General features: G+C 33.3%; 8 protein-coding genes. 5 read left to right on the top strand and 3 right to left on the bottom strand.

The features are described 5' to 3' along the window. Positions 1-2: 2 nt before the first annotated feature. The 3 genes from ACIQZ1_RS02510 to ACIQZ1_RS02500 all read left to right on the top strand — a co-directional run bounded on the left by ACIQZ1_RS02510 (position 3) and on the right by ACIQZ1_RS02500 (position 5,036). Positions 3-929, top strand: coding sequence for an alpha/beta hydrolase (locus ACIQZ1_RS02510; RefSeq protein ID WP_396158743.1), 927 nt, complete (start codon positions 3-5; stop codon positions 927-929). A gap of 2 nt (positions 930-931) precedes the next feature. After that, a complete protein-coding gene (locus ACIQZ1_RS02505; RefSeq protein ID WP_396158741.1) occupies positions 932-2,338 on the top strand; it encodes an alpha-amylase family glycosyl hydrolase in 1,407 nt (468 codons plus the stop codon). 190 nt (positions 2,339-2,528) lie between these two features. Continuing rightward, the gene (locus ACIQZ1_RS02500; protein WP_396158739.1) at positions 2,529-5,036 is read left to right on the top strand and encodes a T9SS type A sorting domain-containing protein; all 2,508 of its coding nucleotides are present in this window, start codon (positions 2,529-2,531) and stop codon (positions 5,034-5,036) included. A gap of 163 nt (positions 5,037-5,199) precedes the next feature. Here ACIQZ1_RS02500 and ACIQZ1_RS02495 read toward each other — a convergent pair whose 3' ends face one another. The 3 genes from ACIQZ1_RS02495 to ACIQZ1_RS02485 form a co-directional block, all read right to left on the bottom strand. Beyond that, complete coding sequence (locus tag ACIQZ1_RS02495; RefSeq protein ID WP_396158737.1) at positions 5,200-6,456, bottom strand: TCR/Tet family MFS transporter; 1,257 nt, start codon at positions 6,454-6,456, stop codon at positions 5,200-5,202. Between the two features lie 97 nt (positions 6,457-6,553). After that, the gene (odhB, locus tag ACIQZ1_RS02490) at positions 6,554-7,768 is read right to left on the bottom strand and encodes a 2-oxoglutarate dehydrogenase complex dihydrolipoyllysine-residue succinyltransferase (protein ID WP_396158735.1); all 1,215 of its coding nucleotides are present in this window, start codon (positions 7,766-7,768) and stop codon (positions 6,554-6,556) included. Positions 7,769-7,833: 65 nt separating this feature from the next. Beyond that, complete coding sequence (locus ACIQZ1_RS02485) at positions 7,834-10,602, bottom strand: 2-oxoglutarate dehydrogenase E1 component (RefSeq protein ID WP_396158733.1); 2,769 nt, start codon at positions 10,600-10,602, stop codon at positions 7,834-7,836. Positions 10,603-10,721: 119 nt separating this feature from the next. Between ACIQZ1_RS02485 and ACIQZ1_RS02480 the strand changes: the two genes are divergently transcribed. Both ACIQZ1_RS02480 and ACIQZ1_RS02475 read left to right on the top strand, forming a co-directional pair. Further along, positions 10,722-11,282: a hypothetical protein gene (locus ACIQZ1_RS02480; RefSeq protein WP_396158732.1), complete on the top strand. Its 561-nt coding sequence runs from the start codon at positions 10,722-10,724 to the stop codon at positions 11,280-11,282. A gap of 59 nt (positions 11,283-11,341) precedes the next feature. Then, positions 11,342-12,667, top strand: a complete 1,326-nt coding sequence (locus tag ACIQZ1_RS02475; protein ID WP_396158730.1) for an alkaline phosphatase D family protein — start codon at positions 11,342-11,344, stop codon at positions 12,665-12,667. The last annotated feature ends 1 nt before the right edge of the window (position 12,668 follow it).

The raw sequence follows: 12,668 nt of genomic DNA, 5'->3' as shown, positions 1-12,668 counted from the left end.
ATATGAGATTTTGGTTTTTAATAGCGTTTAGTTGTATGTGTTTTTCACAAGAAAATATAAAAATTATTGATTTACAAAATAACAACGATTTTGTAGGACAAATAAAACGTATTGAAAACTTCCCATCAAAATATGTCGCTACCAGAACGGTGGATATTTGGTTGCCAAAAGCGTATTCCGAAACGAAAAAGTACCAAGTGTTATATATGCACGATGGGCAAATGCTTTTTGACGGGAAAACCACTTGGAACAAACAAGAATGGGGTATAGATGAAAAAATAGACTCATTAACCCAAAAGAAAGCCATTAAAGAAGTCATTGTGGTTGCTGTTTGGAATATTCCAACCATTCGCCATTTAAATTATTTTCCACAGAAAGCAATTGATTTTTTAAGTGTTGCAGATAAAAAGTTCGTCATAGATGAAGCAAAAAAAATCAATTTAGATATCACTCAAATTTCATCGGATAACTATTTAAAGTTTTTAGTTTCCGAAGTAAAGCCATTTATTGATTCTCATTTTTCAGTGAAAACCGATAAAGAAAATACCGCTATTATGGGTTCCAGTATGGGTGGGTTAATTTCTATGTATGCGCTTTGCGAATATCCAGATGTTTTTGGGAAAGCTGCTTGTTTGTCTACCCATTGGATTGGTTTAAAAAACGTTGAAAACAATCCAATTCCAAATGCTTTTTTCAACTATTTAAAGGCTAAATTACCCAATTCAAAAACACATAAAATTTATTTTGATTTCGGCACAAAAACCTTAGATGCGGAATATGTAAGGTATGAAAATAACGTCAATGACATATTAAAAGCTAAAGGATTTGATGCAACAAATTCTAAAAATTTAAAATTTGAAAACGCCGATCATACAGAAAATTCTTGGAACAAACGTTTAGAAATACCTTTACAATTTTTATTTAAATAGTTATGAAAAAATTAGCAATATTGGCAGTATTTGCCTTAAGTTTTACAAATAGTTATGCGCAAAATACATCTGATTTAACAAACGAAAAATTAGAAAACGCAGTTATTTATGAAGTAAATATTCGACAATATTCACCTGAAGGCTCGTTTAATGCTTTCACCAAAGACATTCCAAATTTGAAACAATTAGGTGTAAAAGTCATTTGGATCATGCCAATTTTTCCAATTTCGCAAACAAAAAGAAAAGCAACTGGTGGCGATGATAGTAAATTTGCATCAGAAATGCCAGCAGCAGAACAACATAAATATTTAGGAAGTTATTATGCCGTTTCTGATTTTAAGAAAGTAAATCCAGAATTTGGAACACTTGAAGATTTTAGAAATTTAGTAAAAACCGCTCATGAAAATGGTATTTATGTGATTTTAGATTGGGTGCCAAATCACACGGGTTGGGATCACGTATGGATTAAAGAACATCCAGAATATTATACAAAAAATGAAAAAGGGGAAATTATCGATCCAATCAATCCAGAAACCGGAAAAACGTGGGGCTGGACAGACGTTGCAGATTTAAATTACGACAATCAAAACCTTCGTGCAGCAATGACTGCTGACATGAAATATTGGCTTCAAAAAGAAAGTATTGATGGTTTTAGATGTGATGTAGCTGGAAATGTTCCAACTGATTTTTGGCAAAAAGCGATTCCAGAATTACGTGCTGTAAAAAATATCTTTATGTTAGCCGAAGCTTGGGAACCAGAATTGTTGAAAGATAATTTGTTTGACATGGCTTATGCTTGGGACGGACATCATACCAGTAACAAAATCGCACAGGGAAAAGAAAATGTTTCGGCTTGGGATAAATATATTGTTGAGAAAAATAAAAAATACGAATCCAATGATATTTTAATGAATTTCGTTGACAATCACGATGAAAACTCATGGAACGGAACCATTCAATCTCGATTAAGTGCTGCTGAAGAAGCCATGACAGCTTTAACGTATGTAATGCCTGGAATGCCTTTAGTATATAGTGGTAATGAATATGGATTGAAACACAGCTTGAAGTTTTTCGAGAAAGATTCAATTCCAAAAACAAAAGGAAAAGAATGGGAATTAAGAGCAAAATTAGGTCAATTAAAAAATGAAAATCCAGCATTAAATGGTGGAAAAAATCCAGCATCATATAAGCGAATTCAAACAAATGACGACACTAAAATTTTAGCATTTGAACGTGAAAAAGAAGGTAAAAAAATTATTTATATTGCCAATTTGTCGAATCAAACTATAGAAACGAAAATTCAATTAAAAGGCGATTTTACCGATTATATGTCGGGATATAAAATTCAATTTAGATCTGATGCCCCAATTGGACTAAAAGCTTGGCAATATTTAATTTTAACGAAGTAAAATAATTTTAAAGTAAATACTCTAATCCACTAATCCATATACTTCATTTTGAAATATAAGAAATTATTTTATAACAAACTCAATTTCAGAATTATAACAATTAATATTATTATATTTGTAAAGTATTTTTAAGGGGTTTGTATCTTATAAATTAATAGTCGAAGAAAATACAGTAATTAAAATTAAAACTATGAAAAAATCATTGTTGTCATTATTGTTTATTGTATCAATCAATTTATCGGCACAGTATAATCCAGATGCCCCTTGGATGCAAGCTCTTGGTGAAAAAAACGGAACAGCTACTTTGGCTGAAATAAAAGCTAGTTTTGATGAATACTGGCTAACTCACGACCCAAATATTAAAGGAAGTGGTCACAAACCTTTTATGCGTTGGTTCACAAACGTAGAAAATCAAATTAAAGAAGACGGAACACTAGAAAATTATGAAGATTTAATGTTGGCTTTCAATCAAAAAAAGCAACAAAAAAATGCTCAAAATGTTGCCGTTACAAGTAATTGGACGCCAATACATGGAACACAATCTTATATCAATACTGGTTCGTGGTCTTCAGGGCAAGGTAGAGTAAGTTGCATTACTGTCGACCCATCAAATCCAAATATTATTTATGTTGGCATGCCAGCTGGTGGCATATGGAAATCTATAGATGGTGGTACAATCTTTGTACCATTATCTGATGATTTACCACAAATTGGAGTAAATTCTATAGCTGTTGATTATAACAATTCAAATATTATATACATTGCAACTGGCGATAGGGATGGGAGTAATACATCTAGCGAAGGGATTTGGAAATCAATAAATGGTGGATTAACATGGACTTTAACAGGCCTAACAAAAGCTTTAACCGGAACCGCATGTCCAGAAATTTATATACATCCAACCAATTCAAATATATTATGGTGTGCTACCAATAATGGTGTTTTTAGAACCACCGATGCTGGAACAAATTGGACAAAAACACTAAATGTTTCCGGAACACGTGATTTAAAAATAGTACCTAATGATCCTACAATAATATACGCAACCACAGCGACACTTTTTTATAAATCTATAGATTCCGGAGCTAATTTTACTCAAGTTGGTGTCGGTTTGCCCACTTCGGCTGGCAGAATGGCTATTGCCGTTACAGCCGCCGATTCAAATATTGTTTATGCATTAAGTGTAACTTCTGGTAATATTTTTCAAGGTATATATAAATCAACAGATCAAGGTGCAACTTTTACAGCTGTCAATACAACACAAACTCAAATTGCCAGTACTCAAGCTTATTATGATATGGCAATAACTGCTTCGCCAACTAATGCTAACGAAATTTACACAGGTTTTTTAAATATTTGGAAATCGGTTAATGGCGGGGTTACTATGACACAAGTTAATAGCTGGAGCTCTCCATCATCAGCATCATATTCTCATGCCGATATACATTTTTTAAGATTTTATGGGAACAAATTATATTGTGGAAGCGATGGTGGTATTTATGTAACCACAAATGGAGGCGCAAATTTTGCCGATTTAACAAAATCTATGCAAATTGGTCAACCATATAAAATAGCTGTTTCAAAACAAAACTCAAACAAAATTATTTCTGGATTGCAAGATAATGGAGGACATGTTTTTAATGGTATCAGATGGCAAAATTTTTATGGTGCAGATGGAATGGATGTAGGGATAGACCCAACTAATTCAAACTTATCTTATGGTTTTATTCAATATGGACAATCATTGTACAAATCAACAACTGGAGGTGCGTCAGGTGGGGGCGTTTGTAGTGCACCAGTTGATGAAACGGGTACAAATGATACTGGCGGAAAATGGGTCACTCCACTTGCTTTAAATAATTCAGGAGAAGTTTTTGCAGCTTATAAAAATTTCTATAAATTAGTAAACAATGACTGGGCTTTGCAAAACACAATACCAGATAGTATTGGAGCTACTGACGCCGAATTGATTGCTATTGATCCATCAAACAATACTACTATTTATATTGCAAATAATTCGCAATTATATAAAAGTGAAGATGAGGGTTTAACTTTTTCATTGATTCATACAGGTGCCACAAATATTTTAGGATTAACTGTACATTCAACCAACAGCAATATAGTTTATTACACTACTTCATCTCAAGTAATGAGATCTTTAAATGGGGGTATTACTTTTTCAGTAATTACTACTTCGGGAATGCCATCAATATCAAGAACTTGTATTGCTCATCAGAATAATGTTGTCAATTCTTTGTATTTAGGGACAACTTTAGGTGTTTATTATTACGATGACATAGCGGCATCTTGGTCACCATTTGAAACGGGTTTACCAAATGTTAAAGTAACAGATTTAGAAATCAATTATGTTGATAATAATATTACCGCAGCTACTTACGGTCGTGGTGTGTGGCGTTCTCCATTGCCAACAATTCTTGCATCTGCAGAATTTGAAAATAATAATTTTGTAATTTATCCGAATCCGTCAACTGATATTTTTAATATAAAAATTGGCGACATACAACCTCAAAATTTAGAAGTAATTGATATTTCAGGAAAAACACTATTTTCAAAAAAAGATTTTGAAAATTTAAATGGCGAAATTCAAATTGATTTATCCAATGTTGAAAAGGGAGTTTATTTCTTAAAATTATCTGCAAACAAAAAAAGTGTAGTAAAGAAAATTGTAAAAAATTAAAACTAATTACATAAAAATTAAAAGCAGCTTTAAGTTTTTATAGTTTGGCAACTCGAATTAATGAAAGATGATTTATTAGATAATTAAATCTGTTTTGACAAACATCATTCAAATAAAGTTTCAAGCACTAGTTCCAAAAATATCAACTATTTTGCAAAAACAATTATAGTTTATCCAAATCAGTATTTGTATTTGCAATAGCAATTAATCGTTGTTTTTTAAACGAATAAAAAGCAATAATCGCGCTAAATAACATTAATATACCACCTAAAACAAATGGAGCCCCAGGAAAATGAACAGCTGCGTTTTTATTGGTAAAATTATAAAATACATTACTCATTAATGGCGGACCAATAATAGAAGTCACACTCATTAAACTGGTTAACGTGCCTTGAATTTCGCCTTGTTCATTAGCGGGAACATTTTCTGTAATTACAGATTGCAATGCGGGACCCGAAATTCCGCCTAAACAATACGGAATTAAGAAGGTAAACATCATCCAACTTTCTGTAGCAATGGCGAATAAAAACATCCCTAAAGTATATAACACTAAGCCGTAAATAATGCTTTTTTCATTTCCGATTTTCGGATTAATCCATCGGATTAATCCACCTTGCACAATTCCGACAAGTAAACCAACAATTCCTAGTGAAAAGCCAACCATTTTTTCGTCCCATTTAAATTGGTACATAGTAAAGTAACTCCAATTGCTATGTACGGCGTGCGAACCAATATAAACCAATACAATAGATATAAACAAGCTAAATATTTTTGGGTATTTTTTTAAATTTATGATGGCACGAACTGGGTTGGTTTTGCTCCAATCTAAATCTCTTCTGTTTTCTTTTGGTAACGATTCAGGTAATACGAAATACCCATATAAAAAGTTAATGAAACACAAAACAGCTGCAGCATAAAATGGAACTCTAGCACCAAATTGCCCTAATAAACCACCAATTACAGGTCCGATGATAAACCCAATTCCGAAAGCAGCACCAATCATTCCGAAGTTTTTAGCTCGGTTTTCAGGTGTGCTAATGTCGGCAATATAAGCGGTTGCTGTTGTAATACTCGCACCAGTTATTCCTGCAATAATTCTTCCAATAAATAAAAAAGTTATGGTAGGCGCAAAGGCTAAAAATAAATAATCCAATGAAAAACCTAAAAGTGAAAATAAAATGATAGGGCGTCGCCCGTATTTATCACTTAAATTTCCAATTAGCGGCGACAATAAAAACTGAGTAAATGCATACGCAAATAGCAACCAACCGCCAATTTTCGAGGCATCACTTAAATCGCCTTGAATTAATTCTTGAATTAATTTTGGGATTACTGGAATAATAATTCCCCAACCCGTAATATCAATTACTAAGGTTAAAAATATAAAACCGATAGCTGCTTTTTTCTCTGTTTTCTTCATAAAAACAAAGAAACAAAAAAAATCCCAAACTCTATTGAATTTGGGATTTCATATATTGGCAAACCTAACAGGTTTCAAAAACCTTTTAAGTTTTATATTATAACTCTAATGCTTTTTTAGGATTGTTATCCATTAAAAATTCCATTGGGTTTTCTAACGCTTCTTTTACAGCTACTAGGAAACCAACTGATTCTCTACCGTCAATAATTCTGTGGTCATAAGATAAAGCCACATACATCATTGGGTGAATTTCCACTTTACCATTTACGGCAATTGGACGCTCAATAATGTTGTGCATACCTAAAATTCCAGATTGAGGCGGATTGATAATTGGCGTAGACAACATACTTCCGAAAACACCACCATTTGTAATTGTGAATGTGCCGCCTGTCATATCGTCAACAGTAATTTGTCCGTCACGTGCACGTAAAGCCAAACGTTTAATTTCAGCTTCTACTCCACGGAACGTTAATAATTCTGCGTTTCTAACTACAGGAACCATTAATCCTTTTGGTCCAGAAACCGCAATTGAAATATCTGCAAAATCAAAAGCTACTTTATGGTCACCATCCATCATCGAATTTACATCTGGGTACAATTGCAAAGCTCTTGTAACCGCTTTAGTAAAGAACGACATATAACCTAATCCAAGACCATTGTGTTTCACCTTAAATTCGTCTTTATATTGGTTTCTAATCGTATTAATTGGCGTCATATTTACTTCATTAAAAGTAGTTAACATTGCCGTTTCGTTTTTAGCTGCAACTAAACGTTCTGCTACTTTTCTTCGTAGCATAGAAAGTTTTACTCTTTCCGTTCCACGAGAACCACCTGTTGGTGTTCCCATTGCTGGAATAGCATTTGCGGCATCTTCAGTAGTAATTCGTCCACCTTTTCCTGTTCCAACAATGTCAGAAGGACTGATGTTTTTTTCTTCTAATATTTTTTTAGCTGCTGGAGATGGTGCTCCGGTAGCATATGTTTTTTCAGCAACTGGTGCTGCTTTTACTTCTTCTTTTTTTACTTCTGGTGCTTTTTCAACAGCAGGCGCAGGTGCTCCTCCGTCTGGTTTAGCAGCTGCAGTGTCAATATGGCAAACTACTTGCCCTACAGCTACAGCGTCACCTTCTTCGGCTTTAAGCGTAATAATTCCGCTTGCTTCTGCAGGTAATTCTAACGTAGCTTTGTCTGAATCTACTTCAGCAATAGCTTGATCTTTTTCAACGTAATCTCCGTCTTTTACTAACCAAGTTGCAATTTCAACTTCGGTGATAGATTCTCCCGGTGATGGGACTTTCATTTCTAAAATCATATTCTTTCGTTTTAAGTTTTAGGCTAAAATGCTTCCTAAAATTATATTAATGTGTTGTATAACTGTTATTGAAATAAATTTTTATCAAAAACCATAGCAATAGCGTTTGCTTGACGTTTTTTAGAACGTTCGTAACTTCCTGCTGCTGGCGCACTATATGCTTTTGGTGAGGCTAAACGTAATTTTACTAAATCGAAATTCATTAATAAATATCCGTAAGCTCCCATGTTTTTAGGTTCTTCCTGTGCCCAAACATAATCGTCTACATTTGGATACGAATCGATAATCGCTTTAATTTGATCTGTTGCTAAAGGGAATAATTGTTCAAAACGAACCACGGCTACATCATTTCTTCCTAATTCTTCACGTTTTGCAATAATATCGTAATAAACTTTCCCTGTACAGAATACTAAAGATTTAATCGCTTTTTTATCTGATACATTTGGGTCGTCAAGTATTTCTTGAAATTGTCCGTTTGCTAACTCTTCTGCTGAAGAAACAGCTAATGGATGGCGCAATAAACTTTTCGGTGAAAACACAATTAATGGTTTACGGAATTTTGTTTTCATTTGTCTTCTCATCAAGTGGAAGAAATTGGCTGGTATAGTAACGTCTGCAATATACATATTGTGTTTGGCACACATCTGTAAATAACGTTCCATACGAGCAGAAGAGTGTTCTGCTCCCTGATTTTCATAACCGTGTGGCAATAAGAAAACCAATCCGTTTTGGTTGTTCCACTTGTCTTCCCCTGCGGAAATGTATTGGTCAATCATAATTTGCGCCCCATTAGAGAAATCTCCAAATTGTGCTTCCCAAATGGTTAAGGTGTTTGGTGATGCTAATGCATAACCATATTCAAAACCAACTACACCATATTCCGAAAGGTGCGAATTGTATATATAAAAGTTTCCTTTTTTATTATTGATGTCGTTTAATAATATTACTTCTTCTTCAGATTCTTCTACTTTAATTACTGCGTGACGGTGAGAGAAGGTTCCGCGTTCCACATCTTGTCCAGAAATACGAACATCGTATCCTTCAGTTATTAAAGAACCATAGGCCAATAATTCTCCCATTGCCCAATCTAATTGGTCTTTTTCGAAAAACATTGCTTTTCTGTCGCCAACTAATTTTGTGATTTTACTAATGAATTTTTTATCTTTTGGTAGTTCTGTAATTGTAGAAGCAATAGCAGTTAACTGCTTTTTATCAAATTTTGTATCAAATTTTGACAGCATCACGTCATCAGAAACTTGTTCAAAACCGTTCCATTCATTTTGCATAAATGGTGTAATTACGGTTAAACTTTTCTTACGTGATTCTTCTAAATTTTCATCAAGCTTTGCTTTATATGTTTCCTCTAATGTTTTAACATATGTGCTATCAATTACACCTTCAGTTGTTAGTTTTTCAGCATAAATATCTCGAGGATTTTTATGTTTAGCGATGGCTTTGTATAATTTAGGTTGTGTAAATCGAGGTTCATCTCCTTCGTTATGACCGTATTTTCTATATCCTAATAAATCGATAAAAACATCGCTTCCAAATTCCATTCTATAATCTAAAGCAAACAACATCGCGTGAACCACTGCTTCTGCATCATCTGCATTAACGTGTAATACGGGCGATAAGGTTACTTTTGCAATATCTGTACAATACGTGGAAGAACGAGCATCTAAATAATTCGTAGTAAAACCAACTTGGTTATTAATAACTAAGTGAATGGTTCCACCAGTTTTGTATCCATCTAATTTTGCCATTTGTATAATTTCATACACAATACCTTGTCCGGCTACGGCAGCATCACCGTGTACGGCAATAGGTAACACTTTTGAAAAATCATCAGCAAAATAGCGGTCTTGTTTGGCTCTTGTAATACCTTCAATTACAGCACCAACGGTTTCCAAGTGTGATGGATTTGGTGCTAAATTTAAGTTTATTTTTTTTCCTGAATCTGTAACTCGGTCTGATGTTAATCCTAAATGGTATTTTACATCACCATCAAAATACATATCGTCATCGTAGTCTTTTCCGTCAAATTCTGAGAAAATATTTTGTGTGTTTTTGCCAAAAATATTAGCTAAAACATTTAAACGACCACGGTGTGCCATACCCATTACAAATTGTTCTACTCCTTTTTCTGCAGCAGCTTCAATAAGCGCATCAAGTGCCGGAATTGCAGCCTCACAACCTTCTAATGAAAATCGTTTTTGACCTACATATTTTGTATGTAAGAATGTTTCAAATGAAACGGCTTCATTTAATTTTCTTAATATATTTTTCTTAACATCAGCTGAAAAGTTAGGCTGATTGTCGTTAATATCTAATCTGTTTTTTATCCAATCCTGTACTTTAGGCTCTCTAATGTACATAAATTCCACACCAATAGATGAACAATAAACACTTTCTAAATGTTTAATAATATCAGCTAAAGTGCTTGGCTTCATATTAACTATTTTGGCAGCATCAAAAACGGTTGTTAAATCCGCTTGCGACAATCCGAAATTTTCAATAGCTAATGTTGGTGAAAACACCCTTCTTTCTCTAACTGGATTTGTTTTGGTAAATAAATGACCTCTTGTTCTGTATCCGTCAATTAGTTTTAAAACATTAAATTCTTTTTGAAGTTGCTCAGAATTCCCACCGGAAACATTTCCGTTTGCAGTATGCGCAATTTGCTCACCTGGATTAGAAAATTCATTAGCAAAATCGAAACCTTGGAAAAAACTTCTCCAACTTGGTTCTACACTGTCTGGATTTTGTAAATATTGGTCGTATAAATCTGCAAAAAATGCAGTATGTGCTGCGTTTAAAAAGGAAAACCTATCCATAATTCTGTCTAAATGACGATTTGGTTAAAAAATTTTATGCAAAAGTATAAACTTTTATGCTAAATGTTCAAAGAAATTTATACTTTTATCTTCAAATTAACAAATAAGTAATAAAAATAATGAAAATTAAGAGAAAGTTACTAAATACATTTTTTTATGCACTAATTTTTCTCAATTCTGCAGACTTATTTTCACAGCAAGATAGTATTCCTAAAACAAAATCTATTTTTTGGCAAAAAGTTCAGTTTGGTGGTGGCTTAGGATTGGCTTTTGGGAATGGGTATTCAAATTTTTCTTTATCACCAACGGGTTATTATCATATAAATAAAACAGTAAGCATTGGTGTAGGAATTTCAGGAAGTTATGTTGCTCAAGAATCAAATCCATCAAATTATAATGCTACGGGTTATAAATCGACTATTTTTGGAGGAAGTGTAATTGGTTTATTTCATCCAATTGAAGATATTCAAATTTCTACAGAAATAGAACAATTACTAATAAACAGAAAATTTGACGCAGTGAACAGCAGCAAAGATTCATTTTGGAATACAGCTGTTTTTGTTGGTGCTGGATATCGGCAACAAAACGTAACTTTTGGGGTTAGATTTAATTTACTTCACGCAAATCAAAATAATATTTATGGGCAACCTTGGCTTCCATTTGTTAGAGTAATGTTTTAAAAGTAATTATATCTTAACATAAAATCTATCCTATTTTCTTATTTTTACAAAAAAAAATTATGCGATTTATTCTTGCTTTTTTATTCTGTTCAGCAGCTTTGTTTTCACAAAATAATTTACAATCTGGACCTATGGTCGGTTATTGTGAAATGAAAGAAGCCATGATTTGGCTCCAAACGGAAAAGCCAGCTACGGTCTATGTTTCTTATTATTCTTTAGATAAAGTTACAGAAGTTTTCGAAAGCGAAAAGTACAACACAACTAAAGACAATGCATTTACTTGTCATTTGGTTTTAGACAAACTTCAGCCAGGTAAAAAATACAATTATGACGTATATTTAGATAATAAGAAAGCTGTTTTGCCATATGAAACTTCTTTTTCTTCTAAAAAATTATGGCAATTTCGCGAAAAAGCGCCGGATTTTACTATTGCTTTAGGAAGTTGTGCTTACATTAGTGAGGAAGCTTTAGATAGACCAGGAAAACCATATGGTTCCAATTATTCTATTTTTGAAAGTATTGCCAAAAAAAATCCAGATATTATGATTTGGGGTGGCGATAATATTTATTTGCGTGAAGCAGATTGGGATAGTAAAACAGGAATTTATCACCGCTACACGTATTCAAGAAAGATAAAAGAAACGCAAGCGCTTTTAGCTAAAACTCAAAATTTTGCCATTTGGGACGATCACGATTTTGGACCAAACGATGGGGATAGAGGTTTTTATTACAAATATGAAACGCAACAAGCGTTTAAAGATTTTTGGGCAAATAAATCGTACGGGATGAATCCCAATCAAAAGGAAGGTATTTATTCTTGTTTTAATTGGGGCGATGCAGAAGTTTTTTTGTTAGACAATCGTTTTTTTAGATCGCCAAACGATAGATTAACAGGTGATAAAGTGCTTTTAGGAAAAACGCAAATAGAGTGGTTAATTGACGCCTTAGTAACGTCAAAAGCCAGTTTTAAAATTATCGTAATTGGCGGACAAGTTCTAAGTTCGGCAGCTGTTTTTGAAAATTACGAAAATTATAAAACAGAGAAAGAGGCATTGTTAAATGAAATTACTGCGAATAAAATCAAAGGAGTTACTTTTATTTCTGGCGACAGACATTTTACAGAATTATCAATGCTGAAAAGATCTGACACTTATTCTTTGTATGATTGGACGGTTTCTCCATTAACTTCTGGACACGGAAACGTTGAAAAAATCGCTAAAGAAGAAAATAAAAACAGAGTGGAAGGCAGCCTATTTGCACAACACGTTTTTGGAACATTGTCATTTTCTGGGGAAAAAGATACCCGACAAATGAAATTAACATTATTTGATAAAGAAGGAAAAGAATTGTGGAATAAAGTAATTTTAAAGAAAGACTTAGAATAAA

The organism is Flavobacterium sp., assembly GCF_044341185.1.
Taxonomy (GTDB): domain Bacteria; phylum Bacteroidota; class Bacteroidia; order Flavobacteriales; family Flavobacteriaceae; genus Flavobacterium.
Note: the sequence above shows the minus strand (reverse complement) of the source record. Positions and strands in the feature narration are given on the sequence as shown.

Excerpts from the sequence above, each read along its gene's own strand:
- ACIQZ1_RS02510 (WP_396158743.1), top strand. The coding sequence starts at position 3 with ATGAGATTTTGGTTTTTAATAGCGTTTAGTTGTATGTGTTTTTCACAA.
- ACIQZ1_RS02505 (WP_396158741.1), top strand. The coding sequence starts at position 932 with ATGAAAAAATTAGCAATATTGGCAGTATTTGCCTTAAGTTTTACAAAT.
- ACIQZ1_RS02500 (WP_396158739.1), top strand. The coding sequence starts at position 2,529 with ATGAAAAAATCATTGTTGTCATTATTGTTTATTGTATCAATCAATTTA.
- ACIQZ1_RS02495 (WP_396158737.1), bottom strand. The coding sequence starts at position 6,456 with ATGAAGAAAACAGAGAAAAAAGCAGCTATCGGTTTTATATTTTTAACC.
- odhB (WP_396158735.1), bottom strand. The coding sequence starts at position 7,768 with ATGATTTTAGAAATGAAAGTCCCATCACCGGGAGAATCTATCACCGAA.
- ACIQZ1_RS02485 (WP_396158733.1), bottom strand. The coding sequence starts at position 10,602 with ATGGATAGGTTTTCCTTTTTAAACGCAGCACATACTGCATTTTTTGCA.
- ACIQZ1_RS02480 (WP_396158732.1), top strand. The coding sequence starts at position 10,722 with ATGAAAATTAAGAGAAAGTTACTAAATACATTTTTTTATGCACTAATT.
- ACIQZ1_RS02475 (WP_396158730.1), top strand. The coding sequence starts at position 11,342 with ATGCGATTTATTCTTGCTTTTTTATTCTGTTCAGCAGCTTTGTTTTCA.